This window comes from Klebsiella sp. B345 (assembly GCF_051131735.1).
Taxonomy (GTDB): domain Bacteria; phylum Pseudomonadota; class Gammaproteobacteria; order Enterobacterales; family Enterobacteriaceae; genus Klebsiella.
In genome coordinates this window covers 495,890-515,640 of sequence record NZ_CP180443.1, presented here as the reverse complement: position 1 = coordinate 515,640, position 19,751 = coordinate 495,890, and the positions used below count along the sequence as shown (strand labels likewise).

General features: G+C 52.9%; 15 protein-coding genes. 8 read left to right on the top strand and 7 right to left on the bottom strand.

What is annotated here, in order from left to right:
- Window positions 1–17 precede the first annotated feature (17 nt).
- Both ACMYSO_RS02335 and oxlT read left to right on the top strand, forming a co-directional pair.
- Window positions 18–1,217, top strand: a complete 1,200-nt coding sequence (locus ACMYSO_RS02335) for an MFS transporter (protein ID WP_434669080.1) — start codon at window positions 18–20, stop codon at window positions 1,215–1,217.
- Window positions 1,218–1,540: 323 nt separating this feature from the next.
- Window positions 1,541–2,803, top strand: coding sequence for an oxalate/formate MFS antiporter (gene oxlT / locus ACMYSO_RS02330; protein WP_434669079.1), 1,263 nt, complete (start codon window positions 1,541–1,543; stop codon window positions 2,801–2,803).
- 60 nt (window positions 2,804–2,863) lie between these two features.
- On the opposite strand, the gene ACMYSO_RS02325 is transcribed toward oxlT, so the two are convergent.
- Entirely contained in the window at window positions 2,864–3,478 is a 615-nt protein-coding gene (locus tag ACMYSO_RS02325; RefSeq protein WP_434669078.1) for a maltose acetyltransferase domain-containing protein, read from the bottom strand.
- Window positions 3,479–3,610: 132 nt separating this feature from the next.
- The gene (locus ACMYSO_RS02320; RefSeq protein ID WP_434669077.1) at window positions 3,611–5,137 is read right to left on the bottom strand and encodes an EAL domain-containing protein; all 1,527 of its coding nucleotides are present in this window, start codon (window positions 5,135–5,137) and stop codon (window positions 3,611–3,613) included.
- 203 nt (window positions 5,138–5,340) lie between these two features.
- Between ACMYSO_RS02320 and ACMYSO_RS02315 the strand changes: the two genes are divergently transcribed.
- Together ACMYSO_RS02315 and ACMYSO_RS02310 are read left to right on the top strand one after the other, a co-directional pair.
- Window positions 5,341–5,889 (top strand): LuxR C-terminal-related transcriptional regulator, encoded by a 549-nt coding sequence (locus ACMYSO_RS02315; RefSeq protein WP_434669076.1) that lies wholly within the window; start codon window positions 5,341–5,343, stop codon window positions 5,887–5,889.
- Window positions 5,890–5,976: 87 nt separating this feature from the next.
- A complete protein-coding gene (locus tag ACMYSO_RS02310; RefSeq protein ID WP_434584656.1) occupies window positions 5,977–6,279 on the top strand; it encodes a helix-turn-helix domain-containing protein in 303 nt (100 codons plus the stop codon).
- Between the two features lie 41 nt (window positions 6,280–6,320).
- On the opposite strand, the gene ACMYSO_RS02305 is transcribed toward ACMYSO_RS02310, so the two are convergent.
- The gene (locus tag ACMYSO_RS02305; protein ID WP_434669075.1) at window positions 6,321–7,385 is read right to left on the bottom strand and encodes an HlyD family efflux transporter periplasmic adaptor subunit; all 1,065 of its coding nucleotides are present in this window, start codon (window positions 7,383–7,385) and stop codon (window positions 6,321–6,323) included.
- A gap of 438 nt (window positions 7,386–7,823) precedes the next feature.
- On the opposite strand from ACMYSO_RS02305, the gene evgA reads away from it, so the two are divergent.
- A complete protein-coding gene (gene evgA / locus ACMYSO_RS02300; RefSeq protein WP_434669074.1) occupies window positions 7,824–8,456 on the top strand; it encodes an acid-sensing system DNA-binding response regulator EvgA in 633 nt (210 codons plus the stop codon).
- 25 nt (window positions 8,457–8,481) lie between these two features.
- The gene (locus ACMYSO_RS02295) at window positions 8,482–12,066 is read left to right on the top strand and encodes a response regulator (protein WP_434669073.1); all 3,585 of its coding nucleotides are present in this window, start codon (window positions 8,482–8,484) and stop codon (window positions 12,064–12,066) included.
- Between the two features lie 75 nt (window positions 12,067–12,141).
- Here ACMYSO_RS02295 and ACMYSO_RS02290 read toward each other — a convergent pair whose 3' ends face one another.
- From ACMYSO_RS02290 to ACMYSO_RS02275, 4 genes are all read right to left on the bottom strand, one after another.
- Window positions 12,142–13,155, bottom strand: a complete 1,014-nt coding sequence (locus ACMYSO_RS02290; protein ID WP_434669072.1) for a fimbrial protein — start codon at window positions 13,153–13,155, stop codon at window positions 12,142–12,144.
- A 17-nt stretch (window positions 13,156–13,172) separates the two neighbouring features.
- Window positions 13,173–15,599, bottom strand: coding sequence for a fimbria/pilus outer membrane usher protein (locus ACMYSO_RS02285; RefSeq protein WP_434669071.1), 2,427 nt, complete (start codon window positions 15,597–15,599; stop codon window positions 13,173–13,175).
- 86 nt (window positions 15,600–15,685) lie between these two features.
- Window positions 15,686–16,363 carry a fimbrial biogenesis chaperone gene (locus tag ACMYSO_RS02280; protein WP_434669070.1) on the bottom strand — a complete coding sequence of 226 codons (678 nt, stop codon included), beginning with the start codon at window positions 16,361–16,363 and terminating at the stop codon, window positions 15,686–15,688.
- A gap of 49 nt (window positions 16,364–16,412) precedes the next feature.
- Window positions 16,413–16,940 carry a fimbrial protein gene (locus ACMYSO_RS02275; RefSeq protein WP_434669069.1) on the bottom strand — a complete coding sequence of 176 codons (528 nt, stop codon included), beginning with the start codon at window positions 16,938–16,940 and terminating at the stop codon, window positions 16,413–16,415.
- 756 nt (window positions 16,941–17,696) lie between these two features.
- Between ACMYSO_RS02275 and ACMYSO_RS02270 the strand changes: the two genes are divergently transcribed.
- Both ACMYSO_RS02270 and nifH read left to right on the top strand, forming a co-directional pair.
- Window positions 17,697–18,527 (top strand): SDR family oxidoreductase, encoded by an 831-nt coding sequence (locus ACMYSO_RS02270; RefSeq protein ID WP_434669068.1) that lies wholly within the window; start codon window positions 17,697–17,699, stop codon window positions 18,525–18,527.
- 361 nt (window positions 18,528–18,888) lie between these two features.
- On the top strand, window positions 18,889–19,716 hold the full coding sequence (nifH, locus tag ACMYSO_RS02265; RefSeq protein WP_174509387.1) for a nitrogenase iron protein: 828 nt from the start codon (window positions 18,889–18,891) through the stop codon (window positions 19,714–19,716).
- Window positions 19,717–19,751: the final 35 nt, after the last annotated feature.

The window sequence follows — 19,751 nt, the reverse complement described above, 5'->3', positions numbered from 1 at the left end:
ATTCTGGAGAGATGTATATGAGTTCCTGCATAACTGCTGAAGCGGAGATGGCGACAGCCAAACCCGCGTGGCGCGCCGTCTATGCTCTGGCATTGGGCGTTTTCGGCCTGATTGTTGCAGAGTTTCTTCCCGCCAGTTTGTTAACTCCAATGGCCTCCAGCCTGGGGGTGAGTGAAGGGATGGCGGGGCAGGCGGTCACCGCCACGGCCCTGGTGGCGCTGGTGACCGGGCTGCTGATCACCCCGGCGACTAAAAATATCGACCGCCGCTGGGTGCTGATGTTCTTTTCGCTGCTGCAGATCGTCTCCAGTTTGATGGTGGCTTTCGCCAGCTCGCTGGAGTTTCTGCTGTTGGGACGCCTGCTGCTGGGGGTGGCCATCGGCGGATTCTGGTCGATGTCGACCGCCACGGCGATGCGCCTGGTGCCGGCGGCCTTCGTGCCAAAAGCGCTGGCGGTGATCTTTTCCGCCGTGTCGATTGCGACCGTGGTGGCAGCCCCTCTGGGCAGCTATTTAGGGGGCCTGATTGGCTGGCGCAACGTGTTTATTCTGTGCACGGTACCGAGCCTGATTGCGCTGCTGTGGCAGCTGTGGGTCCTGCCGTCCATGCGCCCGGAAAGTACTGGTAGCTTTGCTACGCTGCTTAACGTCCTGCGCCGTCCCGGCATGGTGGGTGGATTGCTGGCCACCATTTTAATCTTCAGTGGGCACTTCGCCTTTTTCACTTATCTGCGTCCGTTCCTTGAAACCGTGGCTCAGGCCAGCGTCGAAGGCGTGTCGTTGATCCTGTTAGGCTTTGGGGTGGCGAACTTCGTCGGGACCTCCATCGCCGGGCATCTGCTTAGCCGCAGCCTGCGCCTGACGCTGGCGCTGGTGCCGCTGATGATGGGACTGCTGGCACTGATGATGGTCACCTTCGGTCATATCGCGATGGTAGACGGACTGCTGGTCGCCCTGTGGGGCTTCGCCTTCGGCCTGGTGCCGGTCGGCTGGTCTACCTGGCTGGCGACTACGGTGCCGGACGAAGCAGAAAGCGCCGGTGGGTTGCTGGTGGCGTCTATTCAGCTGGCAATTAGCGCCGGTGCCGCCGGAGGCGGGGCGGTGTTTGATCTCACTGGCGCCAGCGGCGTCTTTACCGGCAGCGGACTGTTGCTGATCAGCGCGATGGTGATGGTCTTTGCCAGCGTACGGGTGACTTCCACCATCGCCAGTCGATAACGTACCCTTTTGCTTTATGCCTTTCTTCATGCGCCTGCGGGCGCATTTTTTCGTTGGGAACCGGCACTGTGCTGCACATTGCAGGAACAACAGCCCGCACTTCGCCGGTGCAACCCGAGCAGAACTGACCTCCAATAGACCGAAATCCAATCTAACCCACTGATAAACAGCCACTGTTCGACGTGGCACGTTTAATGCTTAGCAGTGTAAGTATTGCTGTGAACCGGGACAGGCCGTGTTTTCGAGGAATTCAAACACTGGATGCAGGAATGCGCCGCGGCTGGGGTTTTTATACGTTGCTAACGGATTGTTGGAGCTTGCTTATGACCGTTCTTAGAGAATCTTTGGCTGTTGCCAAATTTGGCAAATGGACACAACTCTCGCTGGGCCTGATCTGTATGGCATCGATTTCCAGTCCACAATATGTCTGGACGCTGCTGACCCGACCGTTAACTGAGAAACTGGGCGTAGGGCTGGCGGAATTACAGGTCACTTTTTCACTGCTGATTATCCTGCAGACCTTTTTCTCACCGTTCCAGGGGCGGCTGGTTGAGCGATTCGGCCCCCGACTGCTTATATCCATTGGTACCGTGATGGCCGGACTGAGCTGGGTACTCTCCGCCCACGTCAGCGGCCTGGCGGCGCTGTACCTGGTCTACGGTTGCATCGGCGGGCTCGGTACCGGGATTGTCTATATTGGCGTAGTCGGTTTAATGGTCCGCTGGTTCCCGCGCAATCGCGGGTTTGCTGCCGGCGCCGTTGCGGCAGGGTATGGCATGGGGGCGATCATGACTACCTTCCCGATCTCCGTCTCGCTGGGCAGCTACGGGCTTGAACAGACCATGACTGTGTTCGGGCTGATTTTTGCCGCGGTGGGTTTGCTCGCCAGCCAGGGGCTGAAGCTACCGCCAGAGCGCGAGGCGATGCCGGTCAGCCAGACCGTTGCGCAGAATACCCGTCAGTTTACCTCTCGCGAAATGCTGCGCCAGCCACTTTTCTGGCTGATGTTTGCGATGATGGCGATGATGTCGACCTCGGGGTTAATGGTGACTTCGCAAATGGCGGTCTTCGCGGAAGATTTTGGCATCAGTAAAGCGGTAGTCTTCGGTATGGCGGCACTCCCGCTGGCGCTGACCATCGACCGCTTTACCAATGGCCTGACGCGTCCACTATTTGGTTTTATCTCCGATCGCTACGGCCGGGAAAACACGATGTTTATCGCCTTCGCCCTTGAAGGGGTGGCGATGAGCTTGTGGCTGGCGTGCCGGGAAGATCCGATGCTGTTCGTGCTGCTGTCCGGGGTGGTGTTCTTCGGTTGGGGCGAAATTTTCTCGCTTTTCCCCTCCACGCTGACCGATACCTTTGGCAGCGAGTACGCGAGTTCAAACTATGGCTGGCTGTATATCTCGCAGGGTATTGGCTCGATTTTCGGCGGCCCGCTTGCGGCGCTGTTGTATCAGCACACTCACGGCTGGCACGTGGTCTTCAGCTGCGCCATCGGGCTTGATTTTATTACCGCCGCGCTGGCGATTATCCTGCTGAAACCCTGGCGCGCACGGTTTATCCGTCAGCACAGCGCCCGCTAATCCTCGATATTCTGGTATTGTTCAGTGCCGGGCCGTTGCGCCCGGCATTGGATCCCTTGCTTACTCCGCCGTCACCGCCGGTTGCGGCAGGCCCGCCAGCGCGTTCTGGCGATCCTGTTCGCCGATGGGTCGCAGCACCCGACAGGGCACGCCCGCGGCCACCACATCAGCCGGGATATCTTTGGTCACCACGCTGCCGGCACCGATGACGCTGTTGCGACCGATGGTCACTCCGGGGTTAATCACCGCGCCGCTGCCGATCCAGACGTTGTCTTCCAGCGTGACGGTCTGCGAAAACTGCTGACCGGTGATGCGCACGGTAGGGTCGACCGGATGGCCGGTGGTTGAGATGGTAACGTTCGGGGCAATCATCACGTTATTGCCGATAATCACTTTACCGTCGTCAACCACCACAAGGTTAAAATTGGCGTAGAAGTTATCACCGAGGGTGATCTGACTGCCGTAGGCGACATGCAACGGAGGTTCAATCCACACATTTTTACCGACGCTGCCCATTAACTGGCGGATCAGCGATACGCGCTTTTCCGGCTCCGCCGGCGAGGTGTGGTTAAATTCAAAGGTCAGCATTTTCCCGCGCAGGCGCTCCTCGGGCATGCCTTCATCCATGTCGGTATATAAATATCCACCAGCGAGCCGTTCCCTTTGTGTCATCATCGTAGCAACCTTGTTGTTGTGGTTATTGGCCGACGGCAGCTGGCGCGGTTAAGGATGTAGGGCCATGTCCAGCAGGTCAGTCAGAAAAATGCCGTCGGTAGCAGAATTAACATGGCGATATATATCATAGGATTATGTTTTGAGTCGATGGCTGATACCGGCGTGGCGATCGCGGAAAAACGTTGCTGCTGCAACGGGCCTGGCAAAGAAATAGCCCTGAAAATGCGACACCCCCAGCGCCGCCAGCGCCTCTACCTGTCTTGCGGTTTCCACCCCTTCGGCAATAGTCATACAGTGCATCTCACTGGCGATGGCGACGATGTTGCGCACGATTGCGGCTTTCGCCGTGTCATTTTCAATACCGGCGGTAAACAGCTTATCTATCTTGATATAGCAAGGGCGGAACCTCATCAGGTGGTGATAATTGGCATTGCCGGTGCCAAAATCATCAATCGACAGCGGTATTCCGAGCGCATCCAGACGCTCGCACAAGGCATTCACCGCTGCAGTATCTTCAACGCTGTCGCGCTCGGTCATTTCGAGGCCAATACGTAACCGCATTTTTTCGGTTTGCTGCAGGAAGCGTTGGCAACTTTCGAGGATCTGCTGGCTTTTAAAGTCGTCGGCTGACACGTTAAAAAACAGCATCGTTTCCGTCTGCTCATTCAACTCAGAAGCGGCCGCAATACTGGCGACAGATTGCAGACAGAAGGCTGTGATGCGGGAAATGAGCCCGTGCTGTTCCGCCAGGGGAATAAACCGGTCCGGCGCGATGGGGCCGAGCCGCGGGTGCGCCCAGCGTAGCAGCACTTCACCGGCCACCACCTTTCCGGATTGAGCCTCAACGATCGGCTGAATAAACGGCCTGAGCTGCTGTTTATCGATCGCCTGACGTAGCATGAACAGCAGGGTGGTTCGCCGTTGCAGATAACGGTAGCTGACCATCGCCAGTCCGGTCGCCAGCAGCACAATGCACGCGGCTGCCAGGCGATCCCGCGGCGTCAGGCTGTGCCAGCTTAGGGTAGCCGCTGGGATTGCGCTGAGGCGGTAGCCAAACTGCGGCGCTGCGACCGTGATGCGCTGCGCATCGCGCCAGGCGTGCAGAATTTCACCCTGGGCGTTGACGGCCAGTGTACCGACAATCATGTTCACCTCCGCGGCGCGCTTTACCCCTCCGAGTGCCTGCTGCAGAGCATAATCATCGATGCCAATCAGCACGCTTTTCCCATGTTGCTCCGCCCGATACATGAGCAATGAGCGGGTAGTATCGTCGGTAATGTGTGGGCGCAGGAACAGGGCACTGGCCCGTGTTTCCGGCGGGTCTATCGCAAAGCGGTTTTTACCGAACACTGAGGAGCAATAGACCTCGCCACCCCGGGCCAGATTGAGGGTTCTGATATCGGGCGTGGAGGCGACGATTTTGCGCATCGCCATCTGTATGCCGTTACTGCAACCGTTCCCCGGTAAGGTCGTCGTTCTTTCTACCGCGATAGTGGCGTGGTTGATGATGCGATCGTGGCTATTGCCAAGGGTGACCAGGCTATGGATGATGGCTTTGTTATTTTTATTTTTTATTTTCTCCAGCAGCAACATCCCACCACAGGCAGTGATGACCAGGAATATCATAAACGACAAAAATAATGGATGGAGACGATACATGTGACACCGAAAATTAAATTTAACCGGGATATTTTAAAATTCATTTCTTCAATGCAAAATAAACACCAGGACGATGCTGAATAAATTCAGAGTAAAGCTACAGGTGTAGTCTCTGGCGTTCATCAAAATAATCCATTGCTTATTTTGTTATGCTTAATGACGGGTATGCTTGGTCTCAATACTTCTAAGCTGATATCTCGCGCGTGGTCATTACCGGGCGTCGCGGTCGCTTTCCAGATGAGGGCAACATGGAATTATTTGACGCGATCATTTCTGATGATTATTTTTTCAGGCTGGGCCTGAGCGCGCTGCTGTCTAAAAAAAACGTGGCGAAGGGCTGTTTCTTTATCGATATGCGTACCGCCAATCACGCAAAAATAAGGGCGTGTTCATCGCGCGCTGAAAAAATATTTGTCTTTATCTCCAGCGACCTCGACTATTATGCGTTAAGAAACCTCGATAACGTGACGGTGATTGACCGCGGCAGTCAGGTACAGGAAATTGTCAGCTGTGTGCTGCGCGATGAGTCAAACTTTGAAAGGCACGCCAGATATTATATCTCGGAGCGAGATGATGAGATTCTCACCTATCTGCATCAGGGGCTGGATACCCATGAGATCGTCGAGAAGCTTAGTGTCAGCACCAAGGCTTTTTATTCACACCGTGCCCGGCTAATTAACAAGCTCAATATCCGCAACCGCATCTCACTATACCGAAATATATCCCGATATAAGGCCATTAGTCAGAAATAATGGCCCGGTGGGGACTGGGTATCGTCAATTTTTAATACTGTCGTGTTTAATCATATGGACAGGCAACAAAACGTATCAGGAGTCATTATGCCAAATAAGACCAGTCGGGCAGTAATGAAGTTTATAAAAAGCTCAAAACTCAGCGCGGAAGCATTAGAGGACCCAATGATTAGTTATGAAACAAAAGACCCGGAAAACAACGAGCAAGAGGATATCCTGAACGATATGCGCGCACGGGCAGGCTTGACCCAGGCAGAAGTGGCGAAGAGGTTGGGTCTGACGCCGCCGGCGGTGAGTCGTCTGGAAAAAAGATTTACCCATGCGAGTTTCAAAACTTTAAGACGCTATGCCGAGGCGTGCGGTTTCGATTTGCGCTTTTATTATAAATAAACCCCTCATCATTAGTCCTGCCTTTGGCCTGACGACAGGTGTCAGGTCTCGGGCGCATCCTGTTGCTGGCTGCTGGTGTCGGCCAGTAAGGTCACGGTGGAGGCAATACCTGGGCGTAGCGGGTAGCGACGCATCTGCAGAGGGTTCAACGCGATACGAACGAAGACGCGAGGTATCGTGCGATTCCAGTTATTCTCCCCATTCAGGTACGACAGCGCAGAAAGATCCAGATTCAGCCCGTCGACTTTTCCTTCCAGTACCACCTGACTGCCGTACAGATCGGTTATTACTGAGACTTTCTGCCCCATCAGGATCCCGGTGAGTTGGGTGATTTTAAAACTGGCGGTGAGCCAGATTTGTTCGGCAGGGACAATGGCTAATAATAACGCACCTGAGCTGACATCTTCTCCAGGACGTACATAGCGCTGCACCACATAGCCGGTGCTCGGGCTGCGAACTTCAGTCTGATCCAGCGCCAGTGACGCGTCCTGAAACTCCGAGGTGACCTTACGCATGATCCGCCGTTCGGCCAGATCGGCCGCCTGGGTGTGCCGCTGATTCTGGCGATATTGTTTGATGGCGCCGTCCAGCACCACTTTACTGCTGCTCACCGCCGCGAGCGATTGTTGCAGCATTTTTTTGGATATCACCGAGGTGTTTTGGGATTGCATGGAATGATGATATTCACTCAGCGCCTGCTGGTAGCGCATTTGTGCCTTGACCATATTGCTATGGTGAGTTTCATCGCTCACAAAACGATTTTTGGTTTTTTGCAGCAGATTAATGATTTTATTACTGGCGAGCTGATATCTTGCCAGCGCCTGGGTATTATCCATACGTACCAGCACATCGCCTTTATTGACAAAATCTGCATGGCTTGAATCGACAAAAACCACGCGCCCGCTCACTGGCGAAACAATAGCCAGTTCATTCCCCTGGATATAAACATCATGGGTGCCGGGCAGATGATATTTAAACGGGATAGTGTCAGTGGGCAGTAATAAACACGATGCGACCAACAATGCCTTGCAAGAAAATCGAGGGAGAGTGCGGGAGGAAGTGGAGTGGTTAGCATTATTCATTAATGCACCATGACGTAATTTCATGATAAATCAGAACCCATCACCCAATAGGAATAAAAGCCTCACCAGTGAGAAACTTTTTAATCGTTGAAGAGATAATATTGTTGAACAGAGAATGACGAAGATCATTGCGCTGATAAAACGTGGAATAAGGATAATCTTTCAGCTATATAAAATATAGTGGACACATCGGAAAATTTTGCAGGCGATATCCTACAGATGAAGTCCATAACAGATTAACAGGTGATAATTGACTATTTTAAGGAATTAATGGAAATTGTGTCTGGAGAATGTAAGCTTAATCATGTTACTGGCTAAAATTGAACGTGATAACGTGAATCGATTAAGGTAAAACTTAACTGTATCGCGAAGGAAATTGCTGCAGTCCATGAGGGAAACGTTTCTGTCTCTGTTAACGCGTTAACAATCATACTCGATGTTGAATTGTAGTGAGATGCGAAAATGATAAAAAACAAAAAGTTAAGTGCAGTTATTGTTGACGATCACCCGCTGGCCCGCATGGCGATTAAAAATTTGCTGGAGAGCGAAGGCATAACCATCGTGGGAGAGGCGGGCGACGGCGCCCAGGCGTTACAGATGGTAGAGCAAGCGTTTCCCAATTTGGTGATCGTTGACGTTGATATCCCGGTGATGAGCGGGATTGAAGTGGTGGAGAAGCTGAGAAAAAAAGGCTTTGGGCATATTATTATTGTGGTTTCTGCTAAAAATGACCTGTTTTATGGCAAACGCAGTGCCGATGCCGGGGCGAATGCCTTTATCAGTAAAAAAGAGGGGATGACCAATATCATTGCGGCGATCAATGCCTCATTGAACGGCTACAGCTATTTTCCGTTATCGCTGCATAGTTTTATGGGCAGCCTGTCTTCAGAGCAGGAGATGCTGCAATCGCTCTCAAGCCAGGAGATTAAAGTGATGCGCTATATTCTGAATGGTGCTGAAAATATGAAAATCGCCTCGGAAATGTGTATTAGTAATAAAACGGTGAGCACCTATAAAAGCCGTCTGATGGAAAAGCTGAATTGTAAATCGTTAATCGATCTTTTTTCTTTTGCCCAGAGAAACAAAATTGGCTAGATGCGCGATACACCGAATTACCGGGTTGTTGTTCATTTTTCTGACGGCGATCTTTCCGGTTCATGCGGCGGATAGCGAACCGGCGACCCTGACCCTTGCCAGTGATTATGAGGTGTATACGCCTGCACTGCCATTAAGCCATTATGATCTGCTGTGGCTTGCCGCGAAGCGCACCCTGACGATTGGCGTTTACGGCACCGAGACACCACCGTTGAACATGAGTGTGACCACCGGTCGCTATCGCGGGATGAACGCGGACTATCTGTTGCTGCTCAAAAATGCGCTGCAGGTCAGCGTGGTGATCAAGCATTATAGCGATAAGCCGCAGGCGCTTAACGCGCTCAGGGAGGGCAAAATCGACATGGTGCTGACCACGCCAACCGGCGAGGAGACAGTGCAGCCGCCGTTTACCGTGTCGTTGCCGCTGGTTCGCTCATTTCCGACGCTGGTCACCACCCAGTCTGATGTGATGAAACCTCTCTTTAATCATAAAGATGTGGTGCGAGTGGCGATTAAACGCGGATATCCGTCGGCGCAGTTTATTAAAATCGTTTTTCCAAAAGCCGAGGTAACTGAATACGCTGATAACTATCAGGCTCTTGCATCGGTAGACAACAAAGAAAATGACTACTTCTTTGGCAGCAACCTGACCACCAGCTTTATTATTGCCCGCGACTTCTATCAGTCTCTCGATATGGTGAAATTCTGGCGTGAACCGCAGATCGGCAACCATTTTGTGGTGCTGGAGAGTCAGAAACAATTGCTGGATATCCTCGACACCTTTATTAGTTCACGGAACGAACAGACCCATAAGCAGGTCGCGCAGTCCTGGGTCGATGCCGGCAATATTTCATTCTTGAATAAAGCGCTGAAATTTACACCGCGTGAAGAGCGCTGGATAGTAAAACATCCGGTGCTCAAGGTGTTGATCAACCCGTACTACGCGCCGCTGAGTATGCTGGATGATAACAATGAAATCCGCGGCGTGCTGGGTGACATCCTCAATCTGATTCAGCTCCAGACGGGGTTTACTTTTCAGCCGGTCATCGCCAACTCCAATGCGGAGATGGTCAGCACCATGCGTAATGGCGGCTGGGATCTGGTGGCAACGGCCACCTATAGCGCCGAACGGGAAGAGGAGATGCTATTCACTCACCCGTTTATTGCGACCCCGTTTGTTTTTGTCACCCGCGCCATGCATTCGCCCGAAGAAATATTGATTCCAGGCTCGAAAGTGGCGATCCCGGCCTACCATAGCCTGAGCGATAAGCTGAAAAAGAAATACCCAGGGATCGTCTGGGTTACCGCGGAAAATACCAGTACCGCGCTCAGCAAACTGATGCTGGGCGAGGTGGATGCGGTGGTGTCGACCCAACTCGCCTCGCGCTTTATTATCGACCACTATTATCCCGGTAAAATGTCCTATATCCGCATCCCGGATGAGCCCTCGGCACAAATCGCCTTTGCCATACCGCGCGGGTCGTTAGAGCTGCAAAGTATATTGAACCAGGCGCTGGATGATATTCCACCCAAAGAGATCCTCAACCTGGCGGGAAAATGGGTCAAAGCGCCGGATGTGAAAATTGGCACCTGGAACCTGTATAACCGGCCGTTTTACCTGGTTGTCGGGCTGGCGGCGCTGTTAGTCATCAGCAGCCTGCTGTGGGGAGTCTATCTTCTGCGGGCCATCAGTAAAGGCAAGGCGTCGCAGAAGGCGCTGAGCTACCAGCTTATTTTTCGCCAGACCTTATCCAACGCCATGCCGGTTCCGGTGTATGTGATCACCCCCGATGGCGAACTGGACAGCTACAACAACGCGTTCGGCGACTTTTTTACCCCGGAACGCCGCAATGCCATGCATTATTCACTGTTTGACCGGCGCAGCCCGCTGTCGGGCCTGTTCCCCGAGCTGCAGCAGCAAATTCAGCAGGGACTGGCGCCCGATGCGGTTATCACCCATCAGCTGACACTCAATAATGGTGAAGAAGACCGTCTGATTCTCCACTGGCTGACTTCATGCCAGATGCCAGAAAATATGCCGGCGACGCTGATTTGCGGCTGGCAGGATATCACCGAATCCCGGCAGTTAATGAAAGCGTTGCAGGTGGAGAAAGACAAAGCGATCGATGCCAACCAGGCGAAAAGCCGTTTTCTTGCCAGCATGAGCCATGAGATCCGCACGCCCGTCAGTTCCATCATGGGCTTCCTTGAGCTGCTAACCACCCATAAGCAAAGTCCTGAAGAGGCCAGAGAGGCGATTCAGCTGGCATACAGCACCGCCCAGACGTTGATCGCGCTGATTGGCGACGTGCTGGATATGGAGAAAATCGAGTCCGGCAACTTCAGCCTGGTGCAGGAGTGGGTCGATCTCGAATCCCTGATTCAGGCTACGGTGGCGAATTTTGAAGGTGTGGCCCGGCAAAAAAATCTCAGGCTTACCGTCCACTGCCAGCTTGAGGAGGGGAAAGCGCTGTGGCTCGATCCGCAGGCGATGAAACAGGTGCTCTCCAACCTGTTGAGCAACGCGGTGAAGTTCACTACTGAAGGGGGCGTCGAGGTGCTGGCGCAAACCCAGACTCTGGGCGACGAGCGGGTATATCTATCGCTCAGCGTCAGAGACACCGGCGTCGGGATCAGCGTGCAGGAGCAGCAGCAGTTGTTTAAACCCTTCAGCCAGACCAGCGTGGGCAAACGGAGCCTCGGATCGGGGCTGGGGCTGGTTATCTGCCGGGAAATGGTCGAGCACATGTCCGGACAACTTAGCATGACCAGCCAGCCGGGCCTGGGCACTACCATGATGGTGACGCTGATGACCCGGGTGTCGAATAAGATCCCGACGGGATTATTAATTACCGAGCAGGAAGCGCCTCTGCCTGTAACCCTGAAGATCATGATTGCGGAAGATAACCCCACCAACCGTTTCTTGCTGCGTCGTCAACTGGATACCTTTGGCTACCACGTTGAAGAGGCGGAGGACGGGCTGCAGGCGCTGAATCTGATCAAACAAAGGGACTACGACTTGCTGATCACCGATCTCAATATGCCGCAGATGGACGGGATTACCCTGACCCAGCGGGTGAGAGAATTCAACCGGCAGATCGCGATTTGGGGATTAACCGCCAATGCCCAGACCGACGAGAAAGAGCGCTGCCTGGAAGCGGGTATGGATCGGTGTTTGTTTAAGCCGGTCAGCCTGCAGCAGTTAAAAGTCGCCTTAAGCGGCATGAACCTCAATATGCCGGCCCAGCGGTTCCCGCTGGAGGCATTCGTCGATATGCGGACTTTAGAGGCGCACAGCCTGGGCGACAACGCCTTGATGTGCCAGATGCTGGAGCAATCCCGGGTGGAGAACGACCGGGATATCGCCGCGGCGTTGCAGGCGCTGGAACAGCAAGACTGGAACCTCGTACAGCACCATTTGCATCGCATCAACGGCACGATGCAGATCCTCGGGGCGAAGAAACTGCACCTGATGGCAGAAGAGCAGGAAAATGCGCTGGCAGCAGGGGAAACCGGTGAGGTGGTTCAGGAGGGGATCGGCCAGCTTGAGCAGCAGGTCGGGATGTTCAGCGCGGCCATTGAAGCCTATATTCGTAGCAGCAAGTCGTAACCGCAGCGTTAGCCACTCCTGGCCGTTATTCACCGCCAGCGCGTGCGGTGAATAACCGGGAACCCAGGCCAGGCGTTACTGATAGGTCATGGTGAAAGAGAGCATGCCGTTCGCCGTTCCGGGCGTGATGCGCTCCCCGGTCTGGTAATAACGCGCTTTTAACGGCACCGTAAATCCGCCACCGTCGATCGATGACCCAACGGCAACCTCTGAACCTAGCGCCATCGGTTGGTTGTCATACAACAACTGGATGCCCACCCCGGTGGCCGCGTTATTGCCACCGGAGATGTTAAACACGCCTTTGGCGGCATCAAAAATATCACCTTCCATTTTGACGCTGACATCCGTGCCGGCGTTGCAGGCCATGGGCAGCGTGAAGGCGCGAGTATAGGCATCTCCTGGCGTCGAGTCCTTACCATGGAACGCATTTCTGTCGACATCTTTCATATCAACAGAGACCGAGGCGGTTACCAGCTTACAGGCCGGCGTGGTGACCGTGAAGCTCGTGATATTCACGGCGGCTTGCGGGTTTTGCCACAGCAGCGAGTTATTCAGCAGTATCAACGCACCCACCATTATGCCATTCACCGTCCCGGAACCGGTTTCCGCAGCCGTCTTGTAAAAGGTCACCGTCACCGTGCCATCCAGCGTTGTGTTGATCATACCGGTTAGATTTGAACACAGCAGTGCGGTATTTGCATCGCCTCGAATGGTATTAGTGCCATCAACGGTAGCGTTGCCTGGTGCGCATTTCGTGGTTGAACCAGAGATGGAGTAACCAATACCGTCAAGGTTAGTTTTATAGATCCGGCGACCATTCTGAACGGAATCAAATGTGCCGATTGCTTTAACCCCAAAATACTGGTTGGTGTCAATACCAAGCTCAGTATCATCGCATTGAAACGCATCAATCGTCGGGGTCACAATTTGCGTGCCAATAACTGCCCCGACCGGAAGGTTGCGGTCAATCGTGATATTCTGCGGTGATATTGTGGTCGAGGGCGTCATGGTTGAACATGACCATGCCAGGACGTTGTGCGAGTACAGCCCCAGACCGAGGAAAAGGGCGCCAGTTAACATTCGGTACATTAGTGTTTCTCTCCGGATCAATGACATTGTGCGGTTAGCGTCTGCGTGCTGTCTGAAGGCTCCGCTATCTGATAACTCGCCTGGCAACGTCCTCCCGTCCAGTTGACCTCAACGATCCCTTTTTCCGGGGCGCCGTTGAGCCAGACTCGTTTGCGTTCGTCAACGATCCCTTCAGGGACGTTGTCGTGATGTTTTATGCTGGCCGTCGCGCCAAAAGGGATCTCGTGTCCGCTTAACTGCAGCATGATTTTGTAGCCGGTGACGGTCGGATAATCCGCCAGTACCAGCGCCCCTTTTGTCGGGACCACCGTCCGGGTGTCGTTCAGCACATCGGTGTTTTTATTCAACGATGCGGTATCCAGCGATACGTTGTTCTGACGATAAGGGGTGACATAGGGCACCACCGCAAAACCTTTGTCGTCAGTGTAAATACCGCCGTTGTTAATCACCTTCACATCCGCGGCGTTGTCGGCTTTTACCAACGCCATGGTCTCGCCAAGCGGCTGGGTAGCGGAGACACCGTACGGATGCACCACGATGCCGCCCATCGCCCCGGCGGTGATTTGGCGGTTATCGCGGGAGTAGTGATAGCCAAGCTGGTACTGCCCGTGGCTGCCTTTGTAATCCACCGCCGCGCTACCCATGACGTCCGCGCCTTTGCTGTTGTAACCCTGCTGTACGTTCCAGTTCAGGTTCCGCTCCTGTAACGCCGAACCTGACAGGCCAACCTGCGAGGTGGTGTCGCCTTTTTTATTGCTGTTGACCGATGCGGTCATCCAGCTATCCGGCAAAAAGCGCGAGAAGGGGATCTGCATCGTCAGGGAGACGATATGGTCGTTCTCGGTATGCCATGGGCCACGGGAATAGCTGTAGTTCAGGCCATAGTTGATATCATGGATACTGGTGTTGTAGCCCAGGTTCAGGCTCTGCTCTTTATCGCCCCCCCAGTAATCCTGCTGCCAGGCCGAAAGGTTGAGGTTCCCCCAGTCGCCAAGCCGCTGGTTCAGCGCCACCTGCGCCTTGCTGCGTTTATTCCGCTCGTAGCGCCAGTCGTTGCCTTCCATCTGGGTATCGCTGCCCTGACGGTAGAGGTTCACATCGCCGTTCGCTTCCTGGAAATCGCGGAACCCGGACGAGGAGTAGCGGTAGCCCATCAAACTGAATGAGGTGCCCGTGGAGGCGAAATCTTTGCCGTACTGCGCGCGAAACGACACGCCGTTCTCGGTCTTGTCCGGCATCTGGCTATGGGCAAAAGTGGTATCGAAAGAGAGCGAACCAAAATCGCCAAACCCTTTGCCAATCCCCAACGCGCCGGACTGGTACTTGCCCGATGTCAGGGTGCCGCCGTAGATCGTCGTATCCCACGGCAGGCCGTAGCTCATCGTCGCCTGTACAAACTCAGGCTCTTTATCTTTGCTGTTCGCCGCCCGATATTTTCCCGCGGCCAGCGCGTATTTGAACTGGCCTTCGCGCTGCATCACCGGCACCGCCGAGAAGGGCTGGATAAACTGGTGCACAGAGCCATCCGCTTCGCGGACCGCTACCTCCAGGTCGCCGCTGGCGGCGGTGGGGTAGAGATCGTCAATCACAAACGGTCCTGGTGGAACGTAGGATTGCCAGATAATATTCCCGCCCTGACGGATCGTGACCTGGGCGTTGCTCTGGGCAATGCCGCGTACTACCGGCGCAAAGCCACGCACGCTTTCCGGCAGCATGGCATCATCGGAATAGAGCTGTGCGCCGAGGAAATTCACGCTGTCGAACACCCCGGACTGGGTATAACCATCGCCGATCCGCAACTGGCTTTTCAGCGTTTTAATATCCCGCTCCAGCGATGTGGAAATGGTGTCCCAGCGCGCTGTGCCGTCGTTGTTGCTATAGGTTGAGTAGTTGCGTAACCGCCACGGGCCAACGTTAATACCGCTGCGCAGGTTCAGGTAACTGTTGGTTCGTGAATCACCGCTGCCGTGACCGTTGGCGGCAGAAAAGGTGTAGTTCAGGAACATCATGTTCAGCCCGTCGTCCCAGCGGTCCGGCGATACCGAACCACGTGGGTCGCGCTGCAGGTACTCCTGCGGAATCGACAGCTCCAGTTTCATCTCATCAAACAGGAAGCTGACCCGGCTGCCGGGCAGCAGATCGCCGATATTGTCGATCGTCGATTCATCTTTCACGGCCATCCAGCCAGGCTGAGCATTGGGTTTTACGCCCCATTTTACATACTCGGTGTGGGTCAATTGCGGGGTCAGGTCGCTGTCATTGCCGATAAACGTGATATCGCGGGACTCAATATAACTGCCGTTTAAATAGACATTAACATGATAGTTTCCGGGTACCTGGCCATCCGTTTTGCTAAATCTGGAAATATCAATATCCCGCGGCGTATCGCTACGGGTTTCAATAAAATCTGGCGAGAAATAATCCTCAGCCAGGGCCGCAGGCATATGGGTGCACAAATAAACAAAAGCTGATAACTGTGTTAATTTAGCAAAGCCTGACACCGCATTGGCATGGCGCATAGAAGTCTAACCTACATTTTAAATTTATAATCAGCCGTTATGCCTCCAAAGTCATTAATCGCGCTCCACGATATTTCATCACCTTTGGTGACAGACTGAGGCAAGGTTACCGTTTGCAAAGGTAAAACCATTGGTGGTTTGGCTAACGGTTTTCCATTTACCTTTACTTTGTAAAGCGACACGCTAAAGGGCGATGGATTATGAACAGTTAACTTATTTCCCTGCTGTGCAAAAGTTAACTGTTGATATGCCAGCGAAGGATCGCCTTTTAATCCTACTGGGCGGTAAAATAATTTCATTTTACTTTTTACTGCGATTAATAATTCATTTTTCGCATCTGCGGATGAAGACGGTATGGCTTTAATATTCAGCCAGTAAACGCTTTCCCGGTCCTGAGGGACGGTCTTGTTGGTTAACGTCACGCGTACCGAGTTCTGGGTGTGCGGATTGAGCTTAAATAATGGCGGGGTGGTGGAGAATACGCTGTCACCATCGTCGCTATTTTCATTTTTACTCACCCACGACTGGATCAGGTACGGTTTATTATCCGGATTTTTCACGCTAATGGATGCCTGACTGGCATTACCGTTATACACCAAACGGGTGCCGCCAATTTCAACGCCGCTGAAGGCAAGTGAGGACGCAAACAGCGAGCCAAGCGCGGCGGTGTTCAATACTTTTGCAAACATAAGATATCCTGAAAGAAGAGTTCAGGGCCACGAATGGCCCTTTTAATGATTACTGATAGATAACGGTAAAGGCCGTTGAGGCGTTCGCGGTACCGACACCCACTGCACCGGTTGCCATGTATTTTGCGAAGTAGGTCAGGGTGTTATCGACATTTTCCTGTAACGCGACGCTGGCAGAGGAAGAACCCACCGGGATCAGCGTGGTACTGTCCTGCTCATAAAGTGCGACACCAACGTTGGTGGCAGTCTGACCATTGCTCAGAGCCAGAATCGAAGCGTTGGCGCTGTCGGTGACGCCATCAAAACGGATGCTGGCGCTGGAAATGCTTTCCGGGCAAGAGGTCAGTACGATGTTAAAACGTTTAGCCGCAGCAGTGGTACCGGTGCCGCCAGCGAACGCACTGGTGGATACGGTGCCGAGGTCAACCGGCTGCGCAATAGTCGAAGGATCGACAACACAGGCGGTGCCGGTAATATTACCGGTGAAGTTAATTACGCCATCGGCGGCATGTGCGGCCTGCAGTGCGCTGAAAGACAGAATCGTGGTAATCGCGGAGATCAAAGCAATCTTTTTCATATATAAATCCAATAATAAGTTAGTGTTAAAGGTAAATTTGATGAGTTAACGACATTCATTAATGTTTTCATCATCTCCGTAAACCAATCAGACCTGAGAGCCCGTTGGTTGCGTTAAAGCATATTTACGGCGAGGTGTTTTTATTCACCTCGTCGTAATAACTTGATGTGGACTTGATATATATTGCGAGTTATTGATGTGCGGGCGGGGTAGAGTTTCGCTAACCAACATTTCTTATCAACAACATAATAATGCATATATTCTTTAGTACATTAAATCCAGTTCGTTGCAACAGGGCTAATTCTACCTGGATCACAGGATAGCAACATCAGTGATGCCTTATTCTTCTGTGGGGATTGGACTACACGTATAGGATGAGGCTTAAAAACGGCGACTTGCAGAGGGTAGATACGGTATCTGGAATAGATAGTATGTTGTTGTACCGGTGTTTCTAATTTAATGCAAAAGGTAAACGATAACCAATACTAGTACGCTTATTTTTGTATCGACCAGAAATAAACCTGAAAATCTTACCGGGGGCGCAGGAAAACAGGGCAGATCAGAGGATTAACATGATCATTTCATTTTTGATTTTCCACCGTGCATTAATGAACCACGCTCATAAGGGCATGCCCCTGTGCCTACTTACCGCCTCCTGCACTAACCGCTATGCTGAACACATTGACCGCGCCAGAGGCAGGCTCTTCAGCCACCGCCGGTCTGGTCACCGCTATTTCCTCAGCATCAGGAGTTAAGATGAAAGACGTAATTGTCGTTATTGGCAGCGGCGCGATAGCGCAGGCGATTGCCCGTCGTGTGAGCGTGGGTAAACATATTCTTCTGGCTGATATTCAGGTCGGGAACGCGCAGCAGGCTGAAAATACCCTGTCCCGTGCCGGATTTGAGGTCAGTCTCACCACGGTAGATGTCCGTTCACGCCAGTCGATACAAGACCTGGTAAAAACCGCCTGCGCGCTGGGGGAGGTTAAAGGGATTATCCACACTGCGGGACTATCGCCTTCTCAGGCCACAGCGCAGGATCTGCTGCGGGTGGATTTATACGGGAGTGCCGTACTGTTTGAAGAGTTTGGTCAGGTTATTGCGCCTGGTGGTTCCGCCGTGGTGATTGGTTCACAGTCCAGTCATCGCCTCGCCGTTGATGCGCTGACGCAGGCTCAGGCCGACGATCTGGCGACCTTGTCGCCAGAAGCGCTGCTCGACATGCCGCTGGTCAAAGCAATCGAGGACAGCCTTTATGCATACCAGATATCTAAACGCGGCAATGCGCTGCGCGTAATGGCGGAAGCGGTGAAGTGGGGTAAACGTGGTGCGCGCATTAACTGCATCAGCGCCGGTATCGTGTTTACGCCACTGGCTTATGACGAGCTTAACAGCCCGGAAAGGGGCGCCTTCTATCGTGATATGCTGGCAAAATCCCCGGCAGGCCGCGGGGGCACACCGGATGAAATCGCCGCCCTGGCAGAATTCCTTTTTGGGCCAAACGGCACCTATGTCACCGGTAGCGATCTACTGATAGACGGTGGCGCTACTGCCGCTTACAAGTACGGTGAATTGCGTCCTCGCTGAACCTGTGGATCAAAACCGGGTTTAATCGCCGTACCGCGCCAGGTGCCGGTCAGGACCAGCACCTGGCCCCCCGCACATATGCTCTGATTTAACGTGTTCCATGTCCGGTATCCACGATTTTGTACAGCCTTAATCAGGAATAGTACCGGACGGAACAGCGTTATTATCATGCGTAATCATCTTCATCCCCGTCATGTTCTCTCTTAAAATTTAAAAAGCGCATTAACTCATTCACTTAGGTGCTATTTTTATTATTTTAATTCGTGCGAGTCATTCTGGCCCTGGTATTGCAAATTACAAACGCAGAGAAATGGTAAGAAATAGCATGACCAAATCGACTTATTTTTATAGGGGAAAGAAAATGACTCGCAAGCTCGCCATTTATGGCAAGGGGGGGATTGGTAAATCCACCACCACGCAAAATACCGCCGCGGCGTTAGCCTATTTTCACGGGAAAAAAATCTTTATTCATGGTTGCGATCCCAAAGCGGATTCTACTCGTCTTATTCTTGGCGGTAAGCCGCAGGAAACATTAATGGATGTGTTACGCGATCAGGGGGCAGAGAAAATAACCAATGAAATGGTGGTGAAAACTGGCTGCTTTGATATTCGTTGTGTCGAATCTGGCGGCCCGGAGCCAGGTGTGGGATGCGCCGGTCGTGGCGTCATTACGGCGATCGACCTGATGGAAGATAATAAGGCCTACGCCGATGACCTTGATTTTATTTTCTTCGATGTTCTGGGCGACGTCGTGTGTGGCGGATTCGCGATGCCTATCCGCGATGGTAAAGCACAGGAAGTATACATTGTCGCTTCCGGTGAAATGATGGCGATCTATGCCGCCAACAACATCTGTAAGGGGCTGGTGAAGTACGCCAAACAGAGCGGCGTTCGGCTGGGCGGCATCATCTGTAACAGTCGGAATGTTGACGGCGAGCGGGAGTTCCTGGAGGAGTTTACCGCGGCGATTGGTACCAAAATGATCCACTTTGTCCCGCGCGACAATATTGTACAAAAAGCCGAATTCAATAAAAAAACGGTGACTGAATTTGACCCGGATGCTAACCAGGCTCAGGAATACCGTGAACTGGGACGCAAGATTATTGAAAATGACGATCTGGTGATCCCCCGTCCTTTATCTATGGATCAGCTGGAAAAGATGGTTGTCAAATACGGCATGATGGATTGATTCTCCTGGGTTAATACCCCGGTATATAGCCAGAC

Bases quoted from the DNA above. Each gene is read 5' to 3' on its own strand.
- ACMYSO_RS02290 (WP_434669072.1), bottom strand. From the start codon at position 13,155: ATGTACCGAATGTTAACTGGCGCCCTTTTCCTCGGTCTGGGGCTGTAC.
- ACMYSO_RS02335 (WP_434669080.1), top strand. From the start codon at position 18: ATGAGTTCCTGCATAACTGCTGAAGCGGAGATGGCGACAGCCAAACCC.
- ACMYSO_RS02280 (WP_434669070.1), bottom strand. From the start codon at position 16,363: ATGTTTGCAAAAGTATTGAACACCGCCGCGCTTGGCTCGCTGTTTGCG.
- ACMYSO_RS02270 (WP_434669068.1), top strand. From the start codon at position 17,697: ATGAAAGACGTAATTGTCGTTATTGGCAGCGGCGCGATAGCGCAGGCG.
- evgA (WP_434669074.1), top strand. From the start codon at position 7,824: ATGATAAAAAACAAAAAGTTAAGTGCAGTTATTGTTGACGATCACCCG.
- nifH (WP_174509387.1), top strand. From the start codon at position 18,889: ATGACTCGCAAGCTCGCCATTTATGGCAAGGGGGGGATTGGTAAATCC.
- ACMYSO_RS02310 (WP_434584656.1), top strand. From the start codon at position 5,977: ATGCCAAATAAGACCAGTCGGGCAGTAATGAAGTTTATAAAAAGCTCA.
- ACMYSO_RS02325 (WP_434669078.1), bottom strand. From the start codon at position 3,478: ATGATGACACAAAGGGAACGGCTCGCTGGTGGATATTTATATACCGAC.
- oxlT (WP_434669079.1), top strand. From the start codon at position 1,541: ATGACCGTTCTTAGAGAATCTTTGGCTGTTGCCAAATTTGGCAAATGG.
- ACMYSO_RS02275 (WP_434669069.1), bottom strand. From the start codon at position 16,940: ATGAAAAAGATTGCTTTGATCTCCGCGATTACCACGATTCTGTCTTTC.
- ACMYSO_RS02320 (WP_434669077.1), bottom strand. From the start codon at position 5,137: ATGTATCGTCTCCATCCATTATTTTTGTCGTTTATGATATTCCTGGTC.
- ACMYSO_RS02285 (WP_434669071.1), bottom strand. From the start codon at position 15,599: ATGCCTGCGGCCCTGGCTGAGGATTATTTCTCGCCAGATTTTATTGAA.
- ACMYSO_RS02305 (WP_434669075.1), bottom strand. From the start codon at position 7,385: ATGAAATTACGTCATGGTGCATTAATGAATAATGCTAACCACTCCACT.